The sequence below is a fragment of the Streptomyces sp. NPDC043996 genome, from assembly GCF_056435225.1.
In genome coordinates, this window is sequence record NZ_JBWKEY010000018.1 from 39,390 (window position 1) to 63,211 (window position 23,822).

Consider the following 23,822-nt stretch of genomic DNA (forward strand, 5'->3'; position numbering starts at 1 on the left):
GCTCCTTCGGTCACTTCGCTCAACGTCCGTACGTGTCACGGCAGATGACCGCCTCCGGGCTGTCCCGCTCCCAGCGGCCGTAGCGCTCGCCGAGGGCGCACGGGCCCGCCTCGGCCCGGTGTCCCGGCGGCGGGCCGGGCGGGGGCTCGGCGCGGTGGCTCCGGCGTGGCTCGTGGCGCGGCTTGTGGTGCCGCCGCTCGGGGTGCGCCCGGGGTGGAGCCGCGTCGGCCGCCTGGGTCGGGGGCGCGGGCGCGGCCGCCGTGGGGGCGGCCGTCGGCGCGGGGGAGCGGGCGGTTTCGGCGGCGGCTTCGGGGCGGCGGAGCGGTAGGGCGGCGCGTTCGAGGCGGTCGCGCACCGGGGGCGGCGTGGGGCGCGGTGGCCGCCGGTCCGGGCCGGGCGCGGAGGGCCGCTCCGGGGCCGTGGCCTTCTCCCGGCCAGCCGCCGCCCGGTCCCCGCCCCCGGCTGTCCGGTCCACGCCGACGCACCCGGACACGGCCGTGACGGTCACGGAGACGAGCAGGGCCACGGTGGTCGTCGTATGCCGCATCCGCACAACTCTGCTGTGTGCGGGGGGACTTGAGGGAGAGGCGGGGTGGTGGTGCACTCGCACGGGTGACGGGAGACGGCCCGCGCTTACCCGTCCAGCATCCCGCCCAGGAGTTCCGCGAAGCCCGCCCGGATGTCCGCCAGGGTGGGGGTCGTCGTGTGGTACGAGCCCGCCACGCAGGAGAACATCATGCCGTCGCAGTACGCCACCAGGCCGAGCGTGTGCCGCTCCGGGTCCCTGGAGCCCGCCGCGATGAGGAGCGCGGTGAGCGGGTCGCGGAACTGGGCGCCCGCCGCGTCGTAGTACGCGCGCAGCTCCGGGCGCCGGGTCGCCTCCAGCGCCAGCTCGTAGCGGGACAGCAGCAGATCGCGGTGCTCGGTGCCCGTGAGGAAGCGGTGCAGGGCCAGGGAAAGGCCGCTGGCGAGGGCGTCGCGGCCGCCCGCGGGGTCCGGCAGCCCGCCCGGGGTGAGGACGGCGCTCTCCCGCTCGGCCTGCCGTCGGACCGCCGCCTCCAGGAGCGCCTGGCGCGTACGGGCGTGGTTCGACGTGGAGCCCGGCGGCAGGCCCGCCGCCTCGTCGACGGCCCGGTGGGTGAGGCCGCGCATGCCGCGCCCGGCGAGCAGGGCGAGGGCGGTGTCGGCGATCAGTTCGGTGCGGGACGAACCCCTGGGGCGTGCGGACATGGGCCCACCCTATCCGGCGTACTACAGCTGTAGTAAATTCCTGGCACGGCACTACAGGTGTAGTGACATCTGGTGTGGCCCGTACGCGCACTGCGGCCCGCACGCGAACCGAGGAGACGTCATGGCCCGTACCGCGCAGCCCCGCCCGCCCCACGCCGTGGTCATCGGTGCTGGTATCGGCGGTCTCACCGCCGCCGTCGCCCTGCACCAGTCCGGCTGGCGGGTCACCGTCCTCGAACGCGCCGCGTCCCTGGAACCCGTGGGCTCCGGCATCAGCCTCGCCCCCAACGCCCAGCGCGCCCTGGACGTCCTCGGCCTCGGCGACGCCGTGCGCGCCCTCGCCGCCTGGCGTGGCGCGGGCGGCCTGCGCGCGCGAGACGGCCGCTGGCTCGTGCGCACCAGCTCCGCCGCGGCCGCGCGGGAGTTCGGCGGGGCGCTCGTGCTGCTGCACCGCGCGACCCTGGTCGACCTGCTCGTCGACGCGCTGCCCGCCGCCAGCCTGCGCGTCGGCGTCGACGCCCGGCTCGCCGACGCGGGCGGGCCGGGACGCGCGGCCGTCGTGCACACCGCCGACGGCGACATCGAGGCCGACCTCGTCGTCGGCGCCGACGGCATCAACTCCGCGGTGCGCGCGGCGCTGTTCCCCGACCACCCCGGGCCCCAGTACACCGGCTTCACCGCCTGGCGGCTCCTCGTGCCCGCGCCCGAGCGGCCCTTCGAGCCGCACGAGACCTGGGGCCGCGGCGGCGTGTGGGGCACCCAGCCGCTCAAGGACGGCCGGGTCTACGCGTACGGCACCGCGCGCGTGCCCGCGGGCGGCCGCGCCCCCGACGACGAGAAGGCGGAGCTGACGCGCCGGTTCGCCGACTGGCACGACCCCATCCCCGAGATCCTCGCCGCCGCCCGCCCCGAGGACATCCTGCGCAACGACGTGTGGCACCTGATCCGGCCGCTCCCCGCCTATCACCGCGGCCGCGTGGCGCTCGTCGGCGACGCCGCGCACGCCATGGCGCCAACCCTCGGCCAGGGCGGCAACCAGGCCATCGAGGACGGCGTCGTGCTCGCCCACCACGTGCGGCCCGGCGGCGACCTCCGCGCGGGCCTCGCCGCCCACAGCGCGGCCCGGCTGCCCCGCACCACGGCCGTCGTGCAGCGGGCCGCGCGCACCGCCCGCCTGAACCACCTCACCAGCGGCCCCCTCATCTCCGTACGCGACACCCTGATCCGCGCCGTCGGCGTGCTCGGCCCGAACCTGATCACGCGGGGCTTCGCGGACATCGCCGACTGGCGGCCGCCGCAGGCCCCGTATGCTGCGAAGCCGGAGGCGGGGGCGCAAGAGCGCACCGGCACGGCGTGAGGGAGACAGTGGTGAAGGTCGGCTGCATCGGACTCGGTGACATCGCGCGCAAGGCGTACCTGCCGGTGCTCACCACGCAGCCAGGGGTCGAGCTGCACCTGCAGACGCGCACGCCCGCCACCCTGGAGCGGACCGCGGCCGTCCACCACATCCCCGGCGAGCGCCTCCACACCGACCTCGACGCGCTCCTCGCCCAGGGCCTCGACGCGGCGTTCGTGCACGCGCCGACCGCCGCGCACCCGCAGATCGTGGAGCGCCTCCTGGAGGCGGGCGTGGCGACGTACGTCGACAAGCCCCTCGCGTACGAACTCGCCGAGTCCGAGCGGCTCGTGGCGCTCGCCGAGGAGCGCGGGGTGAGCCTGTCCGTCGGCTTCAACCGCCGCTACGCGCCCGGGTACGCGCAGTGCCTGGAGCACCCGCGCGAGCTGATCCTGATGCAGAAGAACCGGGTGGGCCTCGCCGAGGACCCGCGCACGATGGTGCTCGACGACTTCATCCACGTCGTGGACACGCTGCGGTTCCTGGTGCCGGGCCCCGTGGACCAGGTGGTCGTGCGCGGCCGCGTGACCGAGGGCCTCCTCGAGCACGTGGTGCTCCAGCTCGCGGGCGAGGGGTTCACCGCGATCGGGGTGATGAACCGGCTCAGCGGCTCCAGCGAGGAGATCCTCGAAGTGTCCGGGCAGGACACGAAGCGGCAGGTCCTGAACCTCGCCGAGGTCGTCGACCACAAGGGCCAGCCCACCGTGCGGCGGCGCGGCGACTGGGTGCCGGTGGCGCGCCAGCGGGGCATCGAGCAGGTCGTGCTCGCCTTCCTCGACGCGGTGCGGGCGGGCAAGCTCCTCAGCGCCCGGGACGCGCTGGCGACTCACGAACTGTGCGAGCGGGTCGTCCGCTCGGTCCTGGAGCAGGCCGCCTGAGGCCGCGCACCCCCTCGGCCGCGGCGAGCGCGGCCAGGACGGCGAGGGCCGCGTACACGGGCCAGTCGCCGAAGCGCACGTACGGCGTCGTGCCGGTGGCCAGCGGGACGTCGTACGTGGCCGTGCCGGACACCGAGGTGCCGAGCGGCTCGCCGACGCGCTCGCCGCTCGGGCCGTAGACCGCCGACACGCCGGTGAGCGTCGCGTGCACCATGGGGCGGCCGGTCTCGGCGGCCCGCACGGCGGCGAGCGAGGCGTGCTGGCGCGGCGCCCAGCTGCCCTGGAACGTCGACGTGGCCGACTGCGCGAGCAGCAGTCCCGCGCCCTCGCGCGTGAGGTGGCGGCTCATGTCGGGGAACGCCGACTCGAAGCAGACCAGCGGCCCCACCCGCAGCCCCGGCGCGCCCCGGTCCAGGGTCATCACGACGGGCCGCTCGCCGCGCCTGCGGTCCTCACCGGCGGCCTTGCCGACCGACGTGGCCCAGCCGAGCAGCGACCGCGCGGGCACGTACTCGCCGAAGGGGACGAGCCGCATCTTGTCGTAGCGTTCGCCGGTCGGTCCGCCCGGACCCACGAGGACCGAGCTCTTGAAGATGCCGGTCCTGTCCGAGCGGCGCGCGTCCACGTTCACCAGGATGTCCGCGCCGACCTCGCGGGAGAGCCCGGCGATCCGCCGCGCCAGATCCGGCCGCTCCGCCAGGTCGTGGCCGACGCTGCTCTCGCCCCACACGACCAGGTCCACCTCGCGGCCCGCAAGGGCGCGGGTCAGCTCCACCTCGCGGTCGAACCGCTTCTCGGGGCCGCCCACCCCGTTCATCACGCCGGGCTGGACCACGGCGACGCGGACGCCGCCCGCGGGCTCGGGGCGCGGGGACCAGGTCCAGGCGGTGGTCGTCGCGGCGGCCACGGCGACCAGGCCCGCGACGGCCGGGGCGCGCGCGGACCGCCACGCCACGAGCGCGGCCACCGCCGTGTTCACGGTCACCACGCACGCGCTGACCAGCCATACCCCGCCCACCGACGCGAGCCGCAGCGCGGGCTCCACCTGCCACTGGCTGGAACCGAGCAGCCCCCACGGCCCACCCAGGCCCTCCCAGGACCGCACCAGTTCCACGAGCAGCCAGCCGGAGGGCAGCGCGAGCAGCGCCACCGCGCCCCGCGCTGGGGCGGGCGCGCCGCCCAGGAGCCGGTGCGCCAGCCAGCCCCACGGAGCCCACAGCAGGCCGAGGAGCGCGGCGATGACGAGGGTGAACACATGCAGGCTCGGCAGCAGCCAGTGGTGCACGGCCAGCATGAAGCCGAGCCCGCCGAGCCAGCCGTCGCGGGCCGCCTCGCGCCCTGACGCCGCCGAGCGGGCGAGCAGGAGCCACGGCACGAGCGCGACGTAGGCGAACCACCACCAGGCGGGGGCGGGGAACGCGAGCGCGGGCAGAGCGCCGCACCCGGCGGCGAGCACGCCCCGCTGCCAGCGGGAGGCGAGGGCCGCTTCGAGCCGCGGGCGCCAGCGGGGCGCGGGCCGGCCGGACGGCGCCCACCGGTGTCGCAGCTTGCCGCCGCTCACGTCCATGCAGCGCGCCTCCTTGGCCCCCGACTCGGCCCGACGCCCGGTCGTGACTCCAGTGTGCGCGCCGGTGACGATCTAGGACAGAGGGCGGCGCGGACGGGTCACCGAGGTGGCCGGGTGCGGTCGGCCGGCCCGGGCGATCGCTTCCGCTCGACCGTGCGCGGATGCGCGCGCGGCCGCCTGGGCCTGTCGGTTTCAGACCGGATCGGTGCGTTCCGTGAGCGGGAGTTCGCTTCCGTTCTGGTCCCGCGTCCGCTCGGCGGGCGGCGCGCTGCGCCACTTCTCCCGTACGACCACCTGACGCAGCCGCCAGCCGCCGTGCGTACGCAGCACGGTGAACTCATAGCGGCCGCCGCTGGTGAGGTCCGGCGGGCCCGCGGGCGCGGCGCCGGGCCCGTCGGCGCACCGCATGGGGTTCACATAGTCGGCCCTGACGTGGGCGGTGTCGCCGATGTCCTGGTCGCGCAGATCGAAGTGGATCTTGCGGTTCACGATGAGGTGCTGGCGCATCGGGAACAGGCGCATCGTCTCCGCGAGCCATGCGGACACGTCGGCCGCGGGGCCCTCGATGCCGCCCGCCGACCGGTAGTCGGCGTGTCCGTCCGCGGTGAAGAGCTGTCGGTAGCCGTCCCAGTCGCCGTCGTCGACGGCGCTGGCGTAGTCGGTGATGAGGGTGTCGATGGCCAGCCTGTCGAGGAGGGCGGCGAGTTCCACACGCTGCGTCATCGGCTCAGTCTTGGGCACCGCGCTCGCGGAGCCAAGAGGCCGTGCCGAGGTCGTGCCGCCCGGTGCCCCGGCCTCGCGGGGCCCGTGCGCACGAGCGCGGCGGGCACGCTCGTGCGCGTCGGGGGTGTTCCTCTGCTGCGGGCCCAGGGGGGGAGCCAAGGGAGGACGACCGGCCGCTAGGCGGCCTGCACGACCTCCGCGCGCACCGCCTCGGCCCACTCGGTCACCAGTTGTTCGTACTCCCGCCGCTGGTCGGCGGACAGGCGGCCGCCGGCGCGCAGCCACAGGCCTCGTATCCGCTCGTTCAACTCGGTAGACGACCGCATGGAACCACGGGGTTGAGGGGTTAAGGGCATGAGGCAAGACTAGGCGATGCCTCCGACAATCGGAACTGTCGGCTATCGCGCACCTGCGGAACGTGATCATCTCCCGCGTAGGCGCCTCGTACGCACTCCGTACGCACCCTGTACGCACCCCGTACACCCCGCGTGCGCGCGGCGCTCAGACGCCCGCGTTCTCGGTCCGTGTGGACTCGGCGCCTCCCGACTGCCGCCTGCCGAAGGGGAGATGGACCACAAGGAGTGCGATGCCGCACAGCGTGACCACGCGCGTCGCGGCGTCCAGGCCGTTCCAGTTCTTGGACTGCCACATCGCGAACCACTCGCCGCCGATGCCGATGAACCCGCCGCCGAACAGCAGCACCAGCATCAGCAGGCCGACGGTGCTCACCCACCGCGCCCGGCCGTGGGCGCCGTCCCGCCGTCGCAGCGCCGCCACCCACAGGGCCGTCCCCGCCACCAGGACCAGCGCGGCGAGCGTCTCCCAGGCGATGATGCCGATGTACGCGGCGTCCTGGAGGGTCCGCGACTCGACGGCCCGCCACATCAGGTCCTCGTCCTTGAAGGTCGTGTCCATCGCCAGGACGTGCCGCACGAACTGCTGGTTGGTGTCGAAGTCGGTGATGTTCCCGAAGGCGACGAGGGAGATGTACAGGGCGACGACGCCGGTGAGCACCGCCGCCGCGACCGCCGGTGCGCCCAGGGCCGGTACCTCGTTCCCCGTCGCCGTGCCCTCGCCTCTCTGCGCGGCCATGCCCAACTCCCTTCACCGTGGTGGTCGTCCGCCCGCTGCGGACGGCTGAAGATCCATGGTGGCAGGCGGCGCCGGGGCGCGCCCCGCTCCCCGGCGCCCCCGTCGGTCAGGGGTGCGCGGGCCGGATGCGGTGGGCCGTGAGCACTCCGGCCGCCGCGAGGGCGGCGGTCAGGGCGAACGTGGCCGTCAGGGCGACCGTCGCCGTGGAGCCGTGTGCGGAGGCCAGTGAGACGGCGGCGCCGCCGAGGCCGCTGAGGACCGCGACCGCGAGGGTCTGCGCCAGCTGCATGGCGCCGCTGGCCTCGCCCTGCCGGTCGGCGGGCGCCTGCTCCATGGCGTCGGTGGTGGCGGCGTTGAAGGCCACGCCCATGCCCGCGCCGCCGATCGCCCAGCCCACCACGGCGACTGGCGCGGGCACTCCGTCCACGAGGACGCCGAGCGCCATGACCGCGATGCCGGCCAGGAGCGCCGCGCACCCCGCCGCGATCGGCACCGCGCGCGAGCGCCCGCTCCAGCGGCTGTCGGCCCGGCCCTGCCAGTACGCCCCGAGCACCCAGGTGATGGCCCCCGCCGAGAGCCCGAGCCCGGCCTCCGACGCGCTCAGGCCGCGCAGCCGGACCAGGCCGAGCGGCAGGAACGCCTCGCTGCCGAAGTACGCGCCGCACAGCAGGAAGCGCAGCACCACACCCGTCGGCACGCCGCGCCGCACCGCGAGGGTGCCGGCCGGGGTGACCGAGCGCAGGGCGAGGACCGTGCCGACGCCGCCCGCCACGACCAGCGGGACGAGCAGGGCGAGCGTGCGCAGTTGCAGCCCGGCGAGCAGGACGCCGGTGCCCGCCGCGAGCAGCACGCTGCGGGCGACGGGCGTGGCCCACCAGCGGGCCGGCGCGGCGGCGGCCGGTGCGGGCGCGGCCTGGCCGAGGCGGCGCAGGCGCGGCAGCGCGAGCGCGGCGGCGACGGCGATCAGGGGCAGCAGGAGCACGAAGACGCCGCGCCAGGAGACGTGGTCGGCGACGACGGCGGCGACGGTCGGGCCGATCAGGGACGGCACCGTCCAGCCGCCCGCCACCAGCGCGAACATGCGCGCCCGCAGGTGCCGCGGGTAGGCGAGCGAGATGGCGGCGTAGGCGAGCGCCATCACCGCGCCGACGCCGAGGCCCTGCAGGAAGCGCCCGGCGAGGAACGCGGGCCAGTTCGGCGCGGCGCCCGCGAGCGCGCAGCCCACCGCGAAGACGGCGAGGCCGACGGCGAACGGGCGGGCGGGCCCGTGCCGGTCGGCGTCCCGGCCCGCGGCGACGGTGCCGATGAGGTTGGCGAGCATCAGCGCGGACAGGCCCCAGCCGTAGGCGTGCAGGCCGCCGAGCCGGTCCGCGATCTCGGGCAGGACGGTGGCGACGCCCATCGACTCGAACGCCACGAGCCCGACGGACAGGACGATGCCCCAGGTCAGGGCGGAGTACGGGGCGCGGAAGACGCTCTGCGAGACGGATTCCGGCGGTGGCGTGCCGCCCTGCTCGGGGATGGCGGGCTCGGAAGCGGCGGGTGCGGATGCGGACGTGACGGACGTGACTGACGCATCGGACGTGACTGATGCATCGGACGTGACGGACGCGACGGACGTGACGGACGCGTCGGGCGCGGTGGACGCGTCGGAGACGTCGTACGCGGATACGGCGGGACCGCCGTGGACGGTCGATTCCTGCTCTGACGGCAAGGCCGACCCCCTCCTTTATGTTTCGATCCGGAACGGAACGAAATCACATGCTACCTATACTGATCCCCATGGCAACCCCGGATTCCGCAGCCCCGCCCGCCCGTTCGGCCGGACGTCCGCGTGACACCCGGCTCGACGAGGCCATCGTCAGGGCGACGCTCGACCTCCTGGAGGAGTCCGGCTATCCGCAGCTGACGCTGGAGGGCGTGGCCCGGCGCGCGGGCACCACGAAACCGGCGATCCGCCGCCGCTGGCCGTCCCGGCAGCACCTGGTGATCGCCGCGCTCGCCGAGACCATGGGCACCGCGCCCACCCCCGACACCGGCTGCACGCACTGCGACCTCATCCTCGGCATCGAGACGCTCAGCCAGGCCTTCGGCGGCACGCTCGGGCGCCGCACGCTGCCCGCGCTCGTCGCCGAGCTCGCCGACGACCCCGAGCTTGACCGCGTCTTCACCGAGACGGTCTTCCGCCCCCGCAGGGCCACCACGGAGGCGGCCCTGCGCCGGGGCATCGAGCGCGGCGACATCCGGCCCGACGCCGACATCGGCCTCCTGCTCGACCTGCTCGGCGCCACCACGTACCACCGCGTGCTCTTCGGCCACCTGCCCGTCACCGCGTCCCTCGCGCACGACGTGGTGATGACGGTGATGGGCGGCGCCGCGACGCCGCGCTGGCGCGGGCACTACCAGCGCCACCACCAGGACGCGCGGTGACCGGCGCGGCTCACGCGCGCGGCAGCACCCGCAGCAGGGCCCTGAGCGCGGGAGACGGCACGCCCGCGGGCACCGCGAGGGACGTCGTGACGGCCGGTGCGGCGAGCGGCCGCACCGCGATGCGCGGGAACGACGGCACCCCCGTCACCTCGTAGAAGACCGTCCATGACGCGGCGCCCGCGCCGATCTCGGCCAGGGTCTCCTCCAGGCCGGTGAACGGCGGCCCGAGCGGAGGCTTCGCCCCCGCCGCGCGCAGCGCGTCCGTCACCAGGTCGTGGAAGGGCGGGTTGTGCTCGCGGGGCGCGAGGCGCAGCGGCAGGTCCCCGAGGTGCCTCAGGTCCAGGGTCGGCGCGGCCGCCAGGGGGTGGTCCGCGGGGAGCGCCACGTACAGCGGATCGCTCCACACCGGCAGCAGTTCGAGGCCCCGCGCGCTGTCCGCCGCCCGCACGAGCGCCGCGTCCAGCTCGCCGGAGCGCACGGCGGCGAGGCGGTCCGCGAGCGCCATCGACCGCGTGCGCACCCGCAGCCGCGGGGCCGTGACCGCGAGGTCGGCAAGGAGGCGCTGGACGCGGTCGCCCGGGCCGCGCACGGTGCCCAGGCGCAGCACCCCGCCGTCCCCGGCCGCGAGTCCGGCGGCCACCTCCCGCGTGCGGCGCGCGGCGGCGAGCACCGCGCGCGCCTCCGGAAGGAGCCGCTCGCCCGCCCCGGTCAGCTCGACGTGCCGCGTGGTGCGCCGGAACAGCGCCACGCCGAGCTCGCGCTCCAGGCGGCGCACCTGCTGGCTCACCGCCGACTGGACGATGCCGAGCCGTTCGGCGGCGCGGCTGAAGCCGCCCTCGTCGGCGACGGCCGCGAAGTACTGGAGCTGCCGCAGTTCCACTCGCCCGCCCGCCTCGACTCTCGTACCCGATCCAGTGCGACGGCCCTCACGCCGTGCGTCACGCCACCCCTCACGCAGCGCACCGCGCGATTCATCACGATCGATGATTTCTGCAGGTGACAACTGCTTCTGGTACGCGGCTTGTTCCCCGGGTCGAATGGGTGGCGTCCCGGCCGCGCGGCGGCCGACCGATGTGAGGAGCACCGATGACCGACCACGAGCCCGCGGGCGCGAGCCCCGCAGGACACGACCGCCCCGCCCTGGTCGTCGCCCCCGGCACCGCCGAGCGCGTGCCCCTGCCGCACGGCGGCGGCTTCGGCCTGCTCGCCGACGCGGCCGACACCGGCGGCGCCCTGGGCGCCAACCGCCTGACCCTCGGCGAGGGCGCCGACGGGGCCAAGCCGCACCTGCACGCCCGGTCCACGGAGCTGTTCTACGTCCTGGACGGCACGCTCGCCTTCTACCTCGACGGCAGGTCGGTGACCGTCGGCCGGGGCGGTCTCGTCGTCGTGCCGCCCGGGACGCCGCACGCCTTCGGCGCCGTGGCCGGAGCCACCGCTGACCTGCTGGCGGTCCTGACGCCGGGCGTCGACCGGTTCGACTACTTCCGGACCCTCGGCCGTATCCAGTACGGCCTGGACTCCTTCGCGAGTCTGCTGCCCGAACAGGACCGGTACGACGTCCACTTCCTCGACATCCCCGACTGGCGCTCGCCCGGCGCGGGGGCCCCGGCCGGAGCGGCGAGGGGAGGACAACGCGCCAAAGGCCGCCGAATGCCCTGATGACCGTGGTGACCGCAGGAGGGTTGTCGGCAACACTGCTTCCAGCACGCGACGGTCTGCCGCCCGCTCACGGCCTGTTCCTGCAGGCAGAGCTCATGTCAGGAGGCTGCTGGTGTCGACGGTGGAGAGTCGGGAGTCCCGCACGGTCCACGAACGCTGGGAGGTCGCGCTGCCGGACGGGCGGGTCGTGCCGTGGACGGGGTTCCACGTCGGCCCCGAGGGCCTTTCGCAGGACGAGATGGCGGGGGTCTGCCGCCGTCTGCTCGGCCTGAGCCGGGCCGAGGCCGACGCCGCCGCGCGGGAGGAACTGTGCCCGGCCGGCGCCCACCGCGACCGGCCCGGCATCGTCGCGTACTCCCCGCCGATGGCCAAGCGCATGTTCGAGGGGGCAGTGGAGAGCCTCGCCGCCGGTGAGCCGCCCGAGGACTGGCCGACGATCCTGGAGGCCCGCTCGGTGTGCCTGGCGCACGACGGCGACCTGCTCATCGGCAGGACCCCGCCCTGGCGGCAGGCGGCGGCGGGCCGCCCGGCCATCGCGATCCCCGACCGCGACCACTTCCACCTCAGCCACGCCCTGCTGAAGCTGGCCGACGGCCCGCGCGAGCGGTGGGCCCGGGTCCTCGGCCCGGCCATCGACCGGCTGCGCGCGGACCCCGCCTGCGTCGTCCGCGTCTACGCCCTGGACGAGCCGATGCGTGTGCTGCTGCTGTGGCTCAAAAGGGTCGCGGGCGTGCGGCGGCTGCTCGTCGAGGCCAACTCCCCCGAGATCACCGAGGAGTGGGGGCACAAGGCGGTCCTGCACCTCTCGGCCCGCGCGGCGCGGGACCTGCCGTCGCCCGCGCCCGGGCGCGACCCCTTGGACGTACTCGACGAGGAGACGGCCCTGACGCCGCTGCGCCGGCGGTTCGGCCTGGCCGTGCCGCGGCTGCCCGGCTACACCGTCGGGTGGGACGGGCCGCCCGGCGACGAGCGGGCGAGCGCGGCCTTCGTCTCCGAGGTGCTCCTCGCCGCCCAGCTCCTGAGGGAGCGTCACGGCCTGCGGCGGGGCTGCCTCAAGCCCGTCAAGGGAGGCACGGGCCAGCGCATCCACGTCGGCGTGCCGCTGGACGACCCGGACGCGCTCGGGGCCCTGGCCCGGCAGGTGGCGCACGCCGGTGAGGACTACCTCCTCGAGGCCCACGCGGACTACCTCCGCCACGCCGTGACCGGCCACGAGTTCCTGCTGGCCCCGTCGGTGCACGTACGGGCCGGAGCACTCGCCGACGGCATGGCCCTGCAGTTCCTGAACGGCACCATGTGGGAGGGGAACGTCTTCCTCGACGAGAACACGCACCTTGCCTTCGGCATCACCCGGGAGCACTACGACCGGATCCGGCGCGCCATGTCCGACTTCGTCGGCGTCCTTGAGGGCCGGGGCCTTGTCAACGGGGGAGTGGACTTCGCCATCGCCCGCGTCGGCGGGCGCTACGGACAGACGCCCCTGGTGGCGATGCAGGACCTGAACCTGTCCGCGTGCGGCGCCGACTACCTGCACGCCTTCCTCGAGGAGAGCCGCGCCGAACTGGGCGCGCCCGGCAGCCCCCGCACGGACCTCTCCGCCGCGACGAAGGTGATCCGCCCGGCCGCGGACATGGACCTGCCCCGCCTGCGCCACCTGATCGACCACCGCACTCCGACGTCCTACGCCCGGGCGCTGACGTCGGTACCGGGCAACTGGGGCCTGATAGCCGTCGCCTGCCCGGACGCCGTGCGGGCGGCGGAGGAGGTCCTGGAACTGGAGGCGCGGGTCATGCCGTGACGGGGCAGGCCGGCGGACGTCCTAGCCAATGTCCTAGTAGCGGACGCCCTAGTAGTAGACGTCCTCGTAGTGGACGTCCTCGTAGTGGACGTCCTCGTAGTGGACGTCCTCGTAGTAGACGCCCTAGTAGTAGACGTCCTCGTAGTGGACGTCCTCGTAGTGGACGTCCTAGTAGACGTTGACTCCGTACGCGGCCAGCGCCTCCCGCACCGGCTGGTGGATGGCGGAGCCGTTCGTGCCGGAGCAGCCGGAGCTGCCGGAGTGGATGCCGAGGGCGACCGTGCCCGCGAAGTGGGCGCCGCCGCTGTCGCCGCCCGCGGAGCAGGCGGTGGTGCGGACCATGCCGTGGACGGGCCCGTCGCTGTAGTTGACGGTGACGTTCACGGCGGTGACGCTGCCGCTGGTGACCTTGGTGGTCGAGCCGCTCTTGCGGATCGACTGGCCCACGACGGCGTCGGCGGCCGAGGAGATCTCCTGGTAGCCGCCGTTGTAGAGGTTGACGTTGCCCGCCGGGGACGAGCCGTCGGTGTAGCGCACGATGCCGTAGTCGTTGGTCGGGAAGCTGGTGCCCTCGCGCACGCCGATGGCCGCGCCTCCGGAGGCGGCCGCCCAGTTGGCGCTCAGGTTGGTGCAGTGCCCGGCGGTGACGAAGTACCGCGTCGTGCCCTTGGTCACGTTGAAGGCGGCCGAGCAGCGCGAGCCGCCGCCGTAGATGGCGTCGCCGCCCGCCACCTCGCGGTGGAAGGTGCCGGGTACGCGGGTGACGCGCACGGCGCCGTCGAGCGAGTCGGCGACGCGGCGCAGCCGCGCCAGGTCGCGGGCCGAGACGGACTGGTCGGCCTGCACGGCTATCTGGTTGGCGCGCGGATCGACGCCCCAGGACGTGCCGGTGATCTTCGCGCGCGCCTCCAGGGTGTCCATGGCGGAGTCGAGCCGGGCGGCGTCGCGCCGTACGAGGCGGGGGGTCGCGCCCGTGGCGCGGACGCGTTCGGCGGCGCTGTCGGTGGTGACGGTGACGACCAGCTTCCCGGTCTTCCGGTCGAGGTAGGTACCGGCGCTGTCATCGCCCAGCTGCCGTTCCACCTGGGCGTTGAGCGCGCCGAGCCGGGCGGCTGAGGGCGCCGCCGCCGTGGGGCCCGGCTCGCCCCGCGCCCCGGCGGGGGTGACGCCGAGGGCGAGGGAGCCGGTGACGAGCAGCGCGGACAGGCCGAGGCGCGCACAAGTGGTGCGTCTCATGTGGGGGGTCTCCTTCTACGGTGACGTGGGACGTACCGCGGTACGTGGGTGACGTACCGACCAGGAAAGTGGCATGCCCTCGTCAATCGCGCAAGAGTGTGAGCCCACATCCGCTCGCCGCGGGAACCGGCCCCGCCGCCGCTAGGCCAGCCGTTCCGCCAGGTGATCGGGCGTCAGACGGGCGTGCCGCCGCGTGGTGGCGACGAACTCGGCGATGAGCGGATGCGGGCCGGGCCGGGTGAAGACGGCCAGGGCGCGGCGCCTGCGCGGGGTCAGGCGCAGGGCGGTGCCGGGGAAGTCCGGGGTGAGCACGTTCGCCGGGACGAGGCCGACGCCGACCCCCGCGGCGACGAGCCGGGGCACGGCGGCGGTCTGGGTCGAGCGGATCGCCGCGTGCGGGGTGAACCCGGCCTCGGAGCAGAGGAGTTCGACGGTCGCCGCGAGCGCGTGCGTACGCCCGTACTGCACCCAGGGGCGCTCGGCCAGCTGCTCCAGGCGTACGGTCGCGCGCCCCGCCAGCGGGTCGCCGGGCGGGACGAGGGCGACGAACTCCTCGGACCCCAGCGGGTGCCGGGGCCCTTCCCAGCCCTCGGGCGGGGGCCCGATGGCCACGTCGGCGGTCGCGTCCGTCATGGCGCGGGCGAAGGAGTCGAGGTCGGCGTACTCGTGCAGGACCACGTCGACGCGCGGGTGCTCCCGGTGCCAGGCGGCGAGCACGCCGGGGACCACGCCAAGGGCGACGCTCAGGACGGCGGCGAGGTGCAGCTCGCCGTGGACCATGTCGGCGACGGCGCGCGCGGCCCCCGTGGCGCGCTCGGCGCCGAGCAGCGCCTGGCGGGCGCCGGGCAGGAAGGCGCGGCCCGCCGGGGTGAGCCGGGCGCCGCGCGGGGTGCGCTCGAGCAGCGGCGTCCCGACCGTGCGCTCCAGGGCCTTGAGCTGCTGGGACAGCGTGGGCTGCGAGACGTGCAGCTGGGCGGCGGCGTCGGTGATGGAACCGGCATCGACGACGGCCAGGAGGTAGGAGAGCTGGCGGAGGGTGGGGGTGGATGCCATAGAGGAACTCTATGTCTAGGGATGGAAATGCGTCTTTGCTCTATGGCGGGGTGGTTTCTAGCATCGAGTGTGTTCGCGGCCGCGCTGTGCGTGTGGCCCCGTGTGCCGCCGGGACGACGCTGTCCGCGCCGAGGGCGCGGCTCCGTGACTCGCCGCGCACCCCTGCCCGTACGGCCGTACATCCGCCCCGACCCTGTGAGGACGAATCCGAGTGAACCCCGCCACCGTCATGGCCCCCGAGGGCGCGCCCCGTTGCGCGGCCTCGCTTCCACCGACGCCCGCGGCTTCGGCGAAAGGCCCCCTCAACGGCCTGGCCACCCTCGCGCTCGCCTACGGCACCCTGTCCATCATCGGCGCCCTGATCCCGCCGGTGCGGGCCGTCACCGGCACCATCCCCGTACCCGCCCTCGTCCTGGGCGTCACGGGCCTGGCCAACGCGGGCCGTATGCACGGAGCGGGCCGCAAGCAGGCGGTCGCGGGCCTTGCCACCGGGCTGACCGGCCTGGTGCTGACGCTCGCCGCACTCTGAGCGGCGGGCGCGTTCACAGCCCGTGACGCCCCGCATCACAGCCCATGGCGCCCCGCTCCCAGCACCGCCTCGCAGGCGCGGGCCTCCGACTCCGCGGAGAAGGGGGCGCGCCGGGCGGCGACGGCCCGCCGGGTGTCCTCGGCGACGAGGTCGGCGTTGATCTGGGCGCCCGCCCCGGCGCCCGCGGCGGCGGCGCCGCCGACCTGGGCCCCCAGGTCGGTGACGTTGCCCGCGACCCACACCCCCGGCACGTCCGTGCGACCCGCCGCGTCGCAGGGGATGTACGCGCCAATGCCCTTGGGGTGTTCCGCCGCCCGCAGCCCGAGCCCCGAGAGGAATCCGGCGCGGGCCACGATCCGGGTCGACACCGCGAGCGCGTCGAGGGCGACCGCGGTGCCGTCGCGCAGCCGTACGCCGACCAGGCGGTCGTCCGCGACGACCAGGCCCGCGACCTCGCCGGTCACGACCCGGATGCCGCGCGCCGCGAACTGCTCCGCCTCGTCGTCGCCCAGTGGGGCCATGGTGTGCGCGAAGAAGGTGACGTCGTCGCTCAACTGCCGGAACAGCAAGGTCTGGTGGACGGCCATCGGGCCGCTCGCCAGCACGCCGATGGCCTGGTCGCGGACCTCCCAGCCGTGGCAGTACGGGCAGTGCAGCACGTCCTTGCCCCAGCGCTCCCGCAGGCCGGGCACGTCCGGCAGCTCGTCGACGAGCCCGGTGGCCACGAGGAGCCGCCGCGCGCGGACCGTCCGGCCGTCGGCCAGCGCCACCTCGAAGCCGATGCCGTCGCGTACGGCGGAGGCGACCTCGCCGGACACCACGTGACCGCCGTACCCGCGCACCTCCGCGCGCCCGCGCTCAAGGAGTTCGGCGGGCGGTATCCCTTCCCGGGCCAGCAGCCCGTGCACCCCCGAGGCGGGGGCGTTGCGGGGCGCCCCCGCGTCGATCACCACCACGGACCGTCGGGCGCGGGCCAGCATCAGGGCTCCGTTGAGCCCGGCGGCGCCACCGCCGACCACTACGACGTCGTACGCGCTGTTGATGTGCTCGGTGTCGTACCCGCTGTTCATGTGCTCGGTCATCGTGACCACCTCCACGGCGACCATGCGACACGATCTGCCGCAAGGGCAAACAATCTTGCTGATCCAGCAAGCCTCTCCCATGCCAGGTGGCGCGCCCCCTCACTCCCCCGAGCCCAGCAGCGACGGGTCCGCCGTCCCGCTCAGCACCTCCTCGGCGACGGTGGTGAGCAGACGCCGTTGCGAACGGGCGTGGCGGCGCAGCAGCGTGAACGCCTCGTCGACACTGATCCGGCGGAGTTGCGCCAAGGCCCCCTTGGCCTGCTCGATGACCACTCTGGAACGGAGCGCGGTTTCCAACTGGCTGATGAGCAGCGTCTGCCGGTGCGCGGTGCGCCGTTGCAGGATCCCGATGGTGGCCAGCTCCGCCAGCGCTCCCGCGAGCCTGAGCTGCGGGGCGGGGAGGGACTCCGGCCGCTGCCGGAAGAGGCTGAGGGCGCCGATGGTCTGCTCGCGCAGCCGCAGGGGCGTCGCCGCGACGGAGGCGAAGCCGAGCCCGGCCGCGTGGTGGCAGAACCGGGGCCAGCGGACCTGGGTGGACGACACCCCGAGGCCCACCTCCGCGACGGCCTCGCCGGTGCGCAGACTGGCCCGGCACGGCCCCTCGTCCCACTCGACGCCAAGGCGCTCAAGGCGCCCCACCGGTTCGTGGGACGCGGCCACCTCCACGGTGCCGTCCTCCGGGGCGGTCAGGATGACGCCCACGGCGGCGACGTCGAGGAACTCGACGCACCGCTCGACGAGCAGCCGCAGCCGTTCCCCGACGTCGAAGTCCTCGCTCAGCCCGTCGGCGAGCCCCACACAAGCGACAGCGACCCGCACATCACGCACCGACTCCGCCATGACGGCTCAACTCCCCTCTCTCAACGGTCACCGGGCCACGCCGGCTCCTTGGACACGGGATTCGTGGACATGGGTGGGCAGGGGAGCGATCCGAGAACCGGGAGAACCGGGAGAAGAGGGGAGGAAAGGGCGGCCGAAGCAAGGGGAAAGGGTCGAAGACACACGAGGGACCGACAGGACGGCAACGATGTGGCCCCCCGGTTCCCGCCGCCCACACGACTGCCGAGCGGTCACTTCCTGACCACATTTCATACGCAATGTAACCCCGTCATGACACCAGGGGAAACCCCCAAGCAGGTGCTTCACCGGGGCGACCCCGTCGGATTGCGCGCCATCGCGCCAGGGCGGACGGAATGAGCAATCAGGCGCAATCCGTCAGCGCCCCCGCCGCCGCGCCCGCATGCTGGTGCCTCAACCAGCGCGAACGGAGGGCCATATGACGCTCAGGTTCATCGGCACTACCAGCGACGACGGCGACTGCCCCACCCCCTACAAGGTCGAGGAGCTCGTGCCGTTCTCCGACGTGGCCCCTCTCTTCCGCGAGTTCCGGCACACGGCATGGCGCCTTGAGACGCGTCGCGGCTACGCCTCCGACCGCGAGAGCCCGAAGTGGCAGCGGTTCCTCGCAGGGAAGGACGTGGCCTCCGAGCCGGACAACGCCTGGCGGTCCAACGTGCGGGAGCAGACCGCGCGGGGCAAGCGCTTCGAGCGGGTGCGGCTGGTAGATGATCCTCCCACGCAGGGGCAGGAGTTCCTCCTGGCGAGTGGCCTGGGGAACGTCGCGGCGGGCGAGGACATCCGGAACCTCTCGCGGGCTGAGGCGGCTCGCCTGCGGCTGCCCGACTTCGACTTCTGGCTGTTCGACTCGAAGGCCGTCGTGCGGTTCGCCTTCGACGAGGAGGACACCACCCTGGGCGTGTACGTCACCGAGGACCCGGCCGAGGTCCTCGCCGCGTGCCAGGCCCGGGACGCGGCCTGGCACCACGCGATCCGTACCGCCGAGTTCATCGAGAAGGTACGTCCGCGGATGTGAGCACGGACTTCCAGACCGCCAGAGAGGCCCTCGGCGCGTGGCTGCGCCCACTGCGCACCGAGGCCGGTCGGGAAGGGAAGGACCTCGCGGTCAGGGTCTCGTGGCAGCCCTCAAAGATCTCCCGCCTCCAGAACGGAAAGCGGTGGTACCGACAGCACACCACGGACAAGGTTCTAGGCTGATCCGGGTGATTGAGACCATCGTCTTCGACGTCGGCGAGACCATCACCCGAGACGATCGCTACTGGGGATCGTGGGCTGACTGGCTCGGTATCCCTCGCCACACGCTGTCCGCGCTCGTCGGGGCGGTCGTCGCGCAGGGGCGCGACAACGCAGATGCCGTGCGCCTGGCCCGCCCGGGCATCGACATCGCCGCTGAGTACGCGGCGCGCGAGGCCGCCGGGCACGGGGAGGCCATCGACGAGAGCGACCTGTACGACGACGTGCGTCCCGCACTGTCCGGGCTGCGCAAGTTGGGGATCCGTGTCGTCATCGCCGGGAATCAGACCAGTCGCGCGGGTGACCTCCTCCGCGCTCTGGATCTGCCCGCCGACGTCGTCGTGACCTCAGGCGACTGGGGAGTGGCCAAGCCCGATCGGGCATTCTTCGTCCGGGTACTGGAGGTCGCCGAGGCGGCACCGCGCGAGACTGTGTACGTGGGCGACCACCCCGCCAACGACCTGTACCCGGCCAAGGCCGCGGGTCTGCGAGCCGCGCACATCCGGCGAGGGCCGTGGGGTCACCTGTGGGCAGACGATCCGGGCGTCGTGGCGGCCGCAGACTGGCGCATCGACGCTCTCACCGAACTGACGTCCCTCATCGCTGACTGACCGGCACGGAAACGGCCCCACCTGCTCGCGCAGGCGGGGCCGTTCTCGTATCCAGCGTGTATCCACGCGCGTACGGTTCGGAGTGGACGCCCCGAACTGGAGCCACTATGCCCGCCGACAGCAAGCGCGAGGTAGGCCGCCGCATCGCCACCATCCGGCACGCGCGCAGGATGACCCAGGCCCACCTCGCCCGCACCGCGTACCTCTCTCTCGCCATGATCAAGGGCATTGAGCGAGGCGCCCGAGCACCCAGCGACGACTCCCTCGAATCCATCGCGGCTGCGCTCGGTGTGGACCCGGGGCGCCTCGTCACCCGCGACACCGTCGCCTTTAGCCGCATCGGGTCGGCCATGCCGTCCATCTCCGCGGCCATCGCTGGCTACGACATCCCCATGGGCCCGCCCCGCCGTACGCTCGCGGAACTGCACGCCGCAGCTGACGAGGCCGTCAACTGGCGCCTCGCCTCGCAGTACACCCGCATCGCACGCGCCGCCCCCACGCTGCTCGACGAGGCCTTGCGCTCCCTTCACCACACGACGGGCCTCGACCGCCAGCAGGCCGCCCACTTGCTCGTCGGCATCGCCCGCTCGGCCGACGCCGTCGCCTACAAGTACGGGCACCACGACCTCTCCGCCCGTCTCATCGAGCTGATGCGATGGGCTGCGCAACAGACCGAGGACCAGCTCGTCGGAAGTGCGGTCGCGTATGTACGGACCGAGACGTTCTTCGCCGCCCGCGCGCACGCGCCCGGTCTACGCGCCCTGGAACAGACGATCGACCGCAGCCCCGTGCCGACCAGCCCCGAGGCGCACGCGGTCCTAGGCGCACTGCACATGCGTGCTGCGGTCATCGCCGGGCGAGCCGCCGACGCGAGTGCCGCAGACCTCCACCTGGCGGAAGCTCGCAGGCTCGGCGGCGAGGTGCCCGAGGGCCAGTACCAGGGCACTGCCTTCGGCCCCGACTCGATCCGCATCCACGAGGTGTCCGTGGCCGTCAGCCTTGGCGGCGACCACGTCGGCCGCGCACTGGAGGTAGCCAGCGAATGGACTCCTCCCGACGATCTCCCGGCCGAGCGGCAGTCCAGCTTCTGGATCGAGCTCGCGCGTGCCCAGCTGTGGGCCGGGCTGACAGACGGTGCGTGGGAGAGCTTGCAGGTCGCCCGTCTCGTGGCTCCTCAGCACACCCGCGGGCACCCATGGGCACGCGAGACCGCGGCCACGCTGCGGCGCCTGCGTCGGGCGGACGCCGGGGACCTGACGGCCTTCGCCGAGTGGATCGGCGCCGTCTAGGGCCCCGGGCGGGGGACCGGAGGGGATACACGTTGTAGTCCTTGTGGCCCTTGCAGGCGCCCATCATCTGTCTGTCCACGGAGGTCAGGCAGATGGGAGCGGGAATGGCCAGGATGAAAGCCGTCGCGCCGATCCAGGTCGAGGGGCGGGTGAGCATCGCTCGCCAGCACGGCCGGGCGTGCTGGTACTGCGGCGCTGTCCGCACGCCCCGGACGCTCGGGCTGCGGATCATCGACAGGCTGGGCGACGAGTGCGGGGCAGTGATCTGCGACCCGTGGACGCGGATCCACTACTTCCTCGTCGCCCCGCAGTCGACGGAGGGCTGGGAGCTGCCTCAGACCGTGCCGTGCGGGCTGGCCACGTACATCGTGGTGCCTCCGTTGGATGCTGCGGAGCCATCCCCGCACTGGACGGTGGAGCCATCGGCGGCTCGGGTGCTCAGTCACGCGGAGGAGCTCCGGAGTGCGGTGCGGCACGTCCTCAGCACGCCGGGGCGGGAGCGTGACCACCATGCCGATTAAGCGACCGATTGCGCTGGCTGACTCCGCGCGAACGGTGGGCCAATGATGACCGCCGACCTGGAGGAGCTGCTCGGGCTCGCCTTCAGCGCGTGCGGCGACCTCCCCTCACCCGAGGCCACCGCCACGGTGCACCGGCGGCTCGTCGCCGAGATCCAGCTGCGCCTGCCCGCCGCCAAGCAGGCTGCGGCCGACGCCGAGGAGGGCAGCGCTGATGGGCACGCGCACCGGCGGGCCATAGACGCCACACACGACGCACTGACCTTCGTGGGCGTCGAGCCCACGCCGGGCGACAGCCCGCTCAACGCCGCGCTCCGAGTGGCCGAGCTGGGGCGCCGCCTGCGGGATCTATCGACGTACCCGGCCGATGGGCACGCTCATGCGTAACGTCACCCGGGAACTGCGCCTGCTCGTAGTGCCCGCCATCAACACCCTCGCCCCAGAACAGGGGTGTGGCGCCGTCTGCGTCTGGTGCCCGCGCGCACTGCCGCCCGGCGACGGCGTCGACCTCCGCCCCGACGGGCACCTGCGCGCGTGCACGCCCTGCCACACCGTCCAGACCCGGGCCCTGGCGACGTACCTCGACTGGTACGACCACGGCGTCGAGTGCGTGCGGTGCCCCCTCGGCCCCTGCGATCGCGGCCAGGCTCTCGGCATCCAGCACCTGGCCGCGCGGGAACAGGCAGGCGAGTCGAAGCTCTCGTGCGTGGACTGCCGGACCGGCATCACCACCGGGGAGCTGGTCCGTCCGCACCTTTGGCAGGGCCTGAATGGGCCCGTGCTCGGCTACCTCCACGCCCGCGCGTGCCTGCGGTAGCGGCGGTCAGCGGACGAGGTTGGCGACTGGGAGTTGATCAAGGGGAGTAGCCTCGATTAGTCCCCCGACTCACCCGCGTGCGGGCTCAGCTCACCTACTCCCACCAGGATGAACAGCACGATGCCGAGCACGATGCGGTAGTAGACGAACGGCATGAAGCTCTTGGTGGTGATGAACTTCATGAACCAGGCGATCACCGCGTAGCCGACCACGAAGGCGATGATCGTCGCAAAGATCGTCGGGCCCCAGGACACATGGCCCTCGCCGGCGTCCTTGAGTTCGTAGGCGCCGGAGGCGAGGACGGCCGGGATGGCGAGGAGGAAGGAGTAGCGGGCCGCGGACTCGCGGGTGTAGCCCATGAGGAGGCCGCCGCTGATGGTGGCGCCGGAGCGGGAGACTCCGGGGATCAGGGCCATGGCCTGGCAGACGCCGAAGATGAGGCCGTCGCGGACGCCCAGGTCCTTGAGGTCCTTGCGGTGCCGGATGGCGCGGTGCTTGCCGCCGGTCTCGTCGCGGGCGGCGAGGCGGTCGGCGACGCCGAGGACGACGCCCATGACGATCAGCGTCGTGGCGATGAGGCGGAGGTCCCGGAACGGGCCCTCGATCTGGTCCTTGAGCGTCACGCCGAGCACGCCGATCGGGATCGAGCCGACGATGACGAGCCAGCCCATCTGCGCGTCGTGGTCGGACCGCGGCACCTTGCCGGTCAGTGAGCGGAACCACGCCAGGATGATCCGGCCGATGTCCTTGCGGAAGTAGATCAGGACGGCGGTCTCGGTGCCGATCTGCGTGATCGCGGTGAACGCGGCCCCCGGATCGTGCCAGCCCGCGAACGCCGCGGTCAGCCGCAGATGCGCGCTGGAGGAGATCGGGAGGAACTCGGTCAGTCCCTGGACGAGTCCGAGGATGAACGATTCGAACCAAGACATGAGAACTGAGCCGTCCAGTTACTGATCGTGCGCTGACCCGTGAGGTGGCGGTCAGAGGCGAGGAAAGGGGGACCGGGGCGGCGAGGGGAGCGGAGCGGGCCCGTACGCGTGCGTGCGTCGGTGGTGCGGAAGGGGTGAGGGGGATCTCGTGCCTCGCCGGGGGCAGCGTAGCGGCACAAAGTTACGTGGCTGTGCGAGGGCCGTCTCTAAGTGTTCGCTTGGGTCGTCGTCGACGTTGTCGCCGCAGGCGTGAGTGGTGCGACGCGTGTGTGGGGGGGGGCGGGGTGGCCCGCACCGGGTCAGGCCGCCGTCGGCCCCGTCACCGTCCAGCCCGGCGCCTGCGGATGCGCCGTCAGGTCCTCGTGGCGGACCTCCGCCCCGCAGTCCGCGCAGGTGACCACCGGCGTCAGGGCGTGCCCGCAGGCGTGCTCGATGAGCATGGGGCGGTCGCCGTCGGGGCGCAGATGGCGGTCGCCCCAGGCCATCAGGGTCATCAGGACGGACTCCAGGTCGAGGCCCGCGGGCGTCGGCCGGTACTCGAAGCGCTGGGGGCGCTCGTTGTAGAGGGCCTTCTCCAGGATGCCCGCGTCCACCAGGCGGCGCAGACGCGCGGTCAGGACGTCACGCGGGGCACCCGTGTTGCGGGCCAGCTGGTCGAAGCGGCGGGCGCCCAGGAACACCTCGCGCAGGACGAGCAGGGAGTACTTCTCGCCGATGAGGGCGAGTGCGTCAGCGATGACACAGGGGCGGGGGTCCTTCGGGGACGACAACCCCCTCTTCACGGGTGAGGCGGGTGAGGCGGGTGATGCGGGCGGCCCGGGGGGTACGGGCGGCCCCGGCGATACGGGCGGCGTGGACGGCACAGGTGGCTTGGGCGGCGTGGGTGGCGTG

Annotated in this window: 26 protein-coding genes and 1 pseudogene; 13 read left to right on the plus strand and 14 right to left on the minus strand. The window is 73.8% G+C overall.

What is annotated here, in order from left to right; genetic code table 11:
* Positions 1 to 19: 19 nt before the first annotated feature.
* A complete protein-coding gene (locus AC07A4_RS36340; protein WP_478607435.1) occupies positions 20 to 547 on the minus strand; it encodes a hypothetical protein in 528 nt (175 codons plus the stop codon).
* A gap of 86 nt (positions 548 to 633) precedes the next feature.
* Positions 634 to 1,230: a TetR/AcrR family transcriptional regulator gene (locus tag AC07A4_RS36345; protein ID WP_478607438.1), complete on the minus strand. Its 597-nt coding sequence runs from the start codon at positions 1,228 to 1,230 to the stop codon at positions 634 to 636.
* Positions 1,231 to 1,351: 121 nt separating this feature from the next.
* On the opposite strand from AC07A4_RS36345, the gene AC07A4_RS36350 reads away from it, so the two are divergent.
* Together AC07A4_RS36350 and AC07A4_RS36355 are read left to right on the plus strand one after the other, a co-directional pair.
* The gene (locus AC07A4_RS36350; protein WP_478607440.1) at positions 1,352 to 2,587 is read left to right on the plus strand and encodes an FAD-dependent monooxygenase; all 1,236 of its coding nucleotides are present in this window, start codon (positions 1,352 to 1,354) and stop codon (positions 2,585 to 2,587) included.
* Positions 2,588 to 2,598: 11 nt separating this feature from the next.
* Complete coding sequence (locus AC07A4_RS36355) at positions 2,599 to 3,504, plus strand: Gfo/Idh/MocA family protein (protein ID WP_478607836.1); 906 nt, start codon at positions 2,599 to 2,601, stop codon at positions 3,502 to 3,504.
* Here the strand turns inward: AC07A4_RS36355 and lnt are convergent.
* The 5 genes from lnt to AC07A4_RS36380 all read right to left on the minus strand — a co-directional run bounded on the left by lnt (position 3,428) and on the right by AC07A4_RS36380 (position 8,600).
* A complete protein-coding gene (gene lnt / locus AC07A4_RS36360) occupies positions 3,428 to 5,071 on the minus strand; it encodes an apolipoprotein N-acyltransferase (RefSeq protein ID WP_478607442.1) in 1,644 nt (547 codons plus the stop codon). The genes AC07A4_RS36355 and lnt overlap by 77 nt on opposite strands.
* Positions 5,072 to 5,263: 192 nt before the next feature.
* Entirely contained in the window at positions 5,264 to 5,794 is a 531-nt protein-coding gene (locus AC07A4_RS36365) for a nuclear transport factor 2 family protein (RefSeq protein ID WP_478607443.1), read from the minus strand.
* 176 nt (positions 5,795 to 5,970) lie between these two features.
* Positions 5,971 to 6,120 (minus strand): hypothetical protein, encoded by a 150-nt coding sequence (locus tag AC07A4_RS36370; protein WP_372503334.1) that lies wholly within the window; start codon positions 6,118 to 6,120, stop codon positions 5,971 to 5,973.
* Positions 6,121 to 6,295: 175 nt separating this feature from the next.
* Positions 6,296 to 6,886, minus strand: coding sequence for a DUF2165 domain-containing protein (locus AC07A4_RS36375; protein WP_478607446.1), 591 nt, complete (start codon positions 6,884 to 6,886; stop codon positions 6,296 to 6,298).
* Positions 6,887 to 6,992: 106 nt separating this feature from the next.
* Entirely contained in the window at positions 6,993 to 8,600 is a 1,608-nt protein-coding gene (locus AC07A4_RS36380; RefSeq protein WP_478607449.1) for an MFS transporter, read from the minus strand.
* Positions 8,601 to 8,668: 68 nt separating this feature from the next.
* On the opposite strand from AC07A4_RS36380, the gene AC07A4_RS36385 reads away from it, so the two are divergent.
* Positions 8,669 to 9,316 carry a TetR/AcrR family transcriptional regulator gene (locus tag AC07A4_RS36385; RefSeq protein WP_478607451.1) on the plus strand — a complete coding sequence of 216 codons (648 nt, stop codon included), beginning with the start codon at positions 8,669 to 8,671 and terminating at the stop codon, positions 9,314 to 9,316.
* Positions 9,317 to 9,326: 10 nt separating this feature from the next.
* Here the strand turns inward: AC07A4_RS36385 and AC07A4_RS36390 are convergent, their stop codons facing one another.
* Entirely contained in the window at positions 9,327 to 10,196 is an 870-nt protein-coding gene (locus tag AC07A4_RS36390) for a LysR family transcriptional regulator (RefSeq protein ID WP_478607453.1), read from the minus strand.
* A 206-nt stretch (positions 10,197 to 10,402) separates the two neighbouring features.
* On the opposite strand from AC07A4_RS36390, the gene AC07A4_RS36395 reads away from it, so the two are divergent.
* Together AC07A4_RS36395 and AC07A4_RS36400 are read left to right on the plus strand one after the other, a co-directional pair.
* Complete coding sequence (locus AC07A4_RS36395) at positions 10,403 to 10,978, plus strand: cupin domain-containing protein (RefSeq protein WP_478607456.1); 576 nt, start codon at positions 10,403 to 10,405, stop codon at positions 10,976 to 10,978.
* Positions 10,979 to 11,090: 112 nt separating this feature from the next.
* Positions 11,091 to 12,776: a hypothetical protein gene (locus tag AC07A4_RS36400; protein ID WP_478607458.1), complete on the plus strand. Its 1,686-nt coding sequence runs from the start codon at positions 11,091 to 11,093 to the stop codon at positions 12,774 to 12,776.
* Positions 12,777 to 12,944: 168 nt separating this feature from the next.
* Here the strand turns inward: AC07A4_RS36400 and AC07A4_RS36405 are convergent, their stop codons facing one another.
* Positions 12,945 to 14,012: a S1 family peptidase gene (locus tag AC07A4_RS36405; RefSeq protein ID WP_478607460.1), complete on the minus strand. Its 1,068-nt coding sequence runs from the start codon at positions 14,010 to 14,012 to the stop codon at positions 12,945 to 12,947.
* Between the two features lie 141 nt (positions 14,013 to 14,153).
* A complete protein-coding gene (locus AC07A4_RS36410) occupies positions 14,154 to 15,065 on the minus strand; it encodes a LysR family transcriptional regulator (RefSeq protein WP_478607463.1) in 912 nt (303 codons plus the stop codon).
* Positions 15,066 to 15,276: 211 nt separating this feature from the next.
* Here AC07A4_RS36410 and AC07A4_RS36415 point away from each other — a divergent pair, with 211 nt between their 5' ends.
* Positions 15,277 to 15,594 (plus strand): hypothetical protein, encoded by a 318-nt coding sequence (locus AC07A4_RS36415; RefSeq protein ID WP_478607465.1) that lies wholly within the window; start codon positions 15,277 to 15,279, stop codon positions 15,592 to 15,594.
* Positions 15,595 to 15,629: 35 nt separating this feature from the next.
* On the opposite strand, the gene AC07A4_RS36420 is transcribed toward AC07A4_RS36415, so the two are convergent.
* Together AC07A4_RS36420 and AC07A4_RS36425 are read right to left on the minus strand one after the other, a co-directional pair.
* Positions 15,630 to 16,676 (minus strand): NAD(P)/FAD-dependent oxidoreductase, encoded by a 1,047-nt coding sequence (locus AC07A4_RS36420; protein ID WP_478607468.1) that lies wholly within the window; start codon positions 16,674 to 16,676, stop codon positions 15,630 to 15,632.
* Positions 16,677 to 16,775: 99 nt separating this feature from the next.
* Positions 16,776 to 17,516 carry an ANTAR domain-containing protein gene (locus tag AC07A4_RS36425; protein ID WP_478607471.1) on the minus strand — a complete coding sequence of 247 codons (741 nt, stop codon included), beginning with the start codon at positions 17,514 to 17,516 and terminating at the stop codon, positions 16,776 to 16,778.
* Positions 17,517 to 17,952: 436 nt separating this feature from the next.
* Between AC07A4_RS36425 and AC07A4_RS36430 the strand changes: the two genes are divergently transcribed.
* From AC07A4_RS36430 to AC07A4_RS36460, 7 genes and pseudogenes are all read left to right on the plus strand, one after another.
* Positions 17,953 to 18,549: a DUF6879 family protein gene (locus AC07A4_RS36430; protein WP_478607474.1), complete on the plus strand. Its 597-nt coding sequence runs from the start codon at positions 17,953 to 17,955 to the stop codon at positions 18,547 to 18,549.
* A pseudogene (locus AC07A4_RS36435) lies at positions 18,546 to 18,692 on the plus strand (helix-turn-helix domain-containing protein); the annotation flags it as partial. The gene AC07A4_RS36430 and the pseudogene AC07A4_RS36435, both read left to right, overlap by 4 nt.
* Positions 18,693 to 18,736: 44 nt before the next feature.
* The gene (locus AC07A4_RS36440) at positions 18,737 to 19,378 is read left to right on the plus strand and encodes an HAD family hydrolase (RefSeq protein ID WP_478607476.1); all 642 of its coding nucleotides are present in this window, start codon (positions 18,737 to 18,739) and stop codon (positions 19,376 to 19,378) included.
* 107 nt (positions 19,379 to 19,485) lie between these two features.
* Positions 19,486 to 20,667: a helix-turn-helix domain-containing protein gene (locus tag AC07A4_RS36445; RefSeq protein ID WP_478607478.1), complete on the plus strand. Its 1,182-nt coding sequence runs from the start codon at positions 19,486 to 19,488 to the stop codon at positions 20,665 to 20,667.
* A 104-nt stretch (positions 20,668 to 20,771) separates the two neighbouring features.
* On the plus strand, positions 20,772 to 21,188 hold the full coding sequence (locus tag AC07A4_RS36450) for a hypothetical protein (RefSeq protein WP_478607481.1): 417 nt from the start codon (positions 20,772 to 20,774) through the stop codon (positions 21,186 to 21,188).
* A gap of 42 nt (positions 21,189 to 21,230) precedes the next feature.
* Positions 21,231 to 21,572, plus strand: coding sequence for a DUF6415 family natural product biosynthesis protein (locus AC07A4_RS36455; RefSeq protein ID WP_478607483.1), 342 nt, complete (start codon positions 21,231 to 21,233; stop codon positions 21,570 to 21,572).
* A complete protein-coding gene (locus AC07A4_RS36460; protein ID WP_478607486.1) occupies positions 21,565 to 22,002 on the plus strand; it encodes a hypothetical protein in 438 nt (145 codons plus the stop codon). Before AC07A4_RS36455 ends, AC07A4_RS36460 begins: the two co-directional genes overlap by 8 nt.
* A gap of 56 nt (positions 22,003 to 22,058) precedes the next feature.
* Here the strand turns inward: AC07A4_RS36460 and AC07A4_RS36465 are convergent, their stop codons facing one another.
* Both AC07A4_RS36465 and AC07A4_RS36470 read right to left on the minus strand, forming a co-directional pair.
* A complete protein-coding gene (locus AC07A4_RS36465) occupies positions 22,059 to 22,931 on the minus strand; it encodes an undecaprenyl-diphosphate phosphatase (RefSeq protein ID WP_478607489.1) in 873 nt (290 codons plus the stop codon).
* 299 nt (positions 22,932 to 23,230) lie between these two features.
* Positions 23,231 to 23,701, minus strand: a complete 471-nt coding sequence (locus tag AC07A4_RS36470) for a winged helix-turn-helix transcriptional regulator (protein ID WP_478607491.1) — start codon at positions 23,699 to 23,701, stop codon at positions 23,231 to 23,233.
* Positions 23,702 to 23,822: the final 121 nt, after the last annotated feature.

What these genes read in the sequence shown, in the direction of transcription:
- AC07A4_RS36340 (WP_478607435.1), bottom strand. Translation starts at nt 547, where the DNA reads ATGCGGCATACGACGACCACCGTGGCCCTGCTCGTCTCCGTGACCGTC.
- AC07A4_RS36365 (WP_478607443.1), bottom strand. Translation starts at nt 5,794, where the DNA reads ATGACGCAGCGTGTGGAACTCGCCGCCCTCCTCGACAGGCTGGCCATC.
- AC07A4_RS36445 (WP_478607478.1), top strand. Translation starts at nt 19,486, where the DNA reads ATGCCCGCCGACAGCAAGCGCGAGGTAGGCCGCCGCATCGCCACCATC.
- AC07A4_RS36385 (WP_478607451.1), top strand. Translation starts at nt 8,669, where the DNA reads ATGGCAACCCCGGATTCCGCAGCCCCGCCCGCCCGTTCGGCCGGACGT.
- AC07A4_RS36450 (WP_478607481.1), top strand. Translation starts at nt 20,772, where the DNA reads ATGGCCAGGATGAAAGCCGTCGCGCCGATCCAGGTCGAGGGGCGGGTG.
- lnt (WP_478607442.1), bottom strand. Translation starts at nt 5,071, where the DNA reads ATGGACGTGAGCGGCGGCAAGCTGCGACACCGGTGGGCGCCGTCCGGC.
- AC07A4_RS36460 (WP_478607486.1), top strand. Translation starts at nt 21,565, where the DNA reads ATGCGTAACGTCACCCGGGAACTGCGCCTGCTCGTAGTGCCCGCCATC.
- AC07A4_RS36430 (WP_478607474.1), top strand. Translation starts at nt 17,953, where the DNA reads ATGACGCTCAGGTTCATCGGCACTACCAGCGACGACGGCGACTGCCCC.
- AC07A4_RS36375 (WP_478607446.1), bottom strand. Translation starts at nt 6,886, where the DNA reads ATGGCCGCGCAGAGAGGCGAGGGCACGGCGACGGGGAACGAGGTACCG.
- AC07A4_RS36350 (WP_478607440.1), top strand. Translation starts at nt 1,352, where the DNA reads ATGGCCCGTACCGCGCAGCCCCGCCCGCCCCACGCCGTGGTCATCGGT.
- AC07A4_RS36345 (WP_478607438.1), bottom strand. Translation starts at nt 1,230, where the DNA reads ATGTCCGCACGCCCCAGGGGTTCGTCCCGCACCGAACTGATCGCCGAC.
- AC07A4_RS36410 (WP_478607463.1), bottom strand. Translation starts at nt 15,065, where the DNA reads ATGGCATCCACCCCCACCCTCCGCCAGCTCTCCTACCTCCTGGCCGTC.
- AC07A4_RS36425 (WP_478607471.1), bottom strand. Translation starts at nt 17,516, where the DNA reads ATGGCGGAGTCGGTGCGTGATGTGCGGGTCGCTGTCGCTTGTGTGGGG.
- AC07A4_RS36465 (WP_478607489.1), bottom strand. Translation starts at nt 22,931, where the DNA reads ATGTCTTGGTTCGAATCGTTCATCCTCGGACTCGTCCAGGGACTGACC.
- AC07A4_RS36405 (WP_478607460.1), bottom strand. Translation starts at nt 14,012, where the DNA reads ATGAGACGCACCACTTGTGCGCGCCTCGGCCTGTCCGCGCTGCTCGTC.
- AC07A4_RS36370 (WP_372503334.1), bottom strand. Translation starts at nt 6,120, where the DNA reads ATGCGGTCGTCTACCGAGTTGAACGAGCGGATACGAGGCCTGTGGCTG.
- AC07A4_RS36395 (WP_478607456.1), top strand. Translation starts at nt 10,403, where the DNA reads ATGACCGACCACGAGCCCGCGGGCGCGAGCCCCGCAGGACACGACCGC.
- AC07A4_RS36420 (WP_478607468.1), bottom strand. Translation starts at nt 16,676, where the DNA reads ATGACCGAGCACATGAACAGCGGGTACGACACCGAGCACATCAACAGC.
- AC07A4_RS36455 (WP_478607483.1), top strand. Translation starts at nt 21,231, where the DNA reads ATGATGACCGCCGACCTGGAGGAGCTGCTCGGGCTCGCCTTCAGCGCG.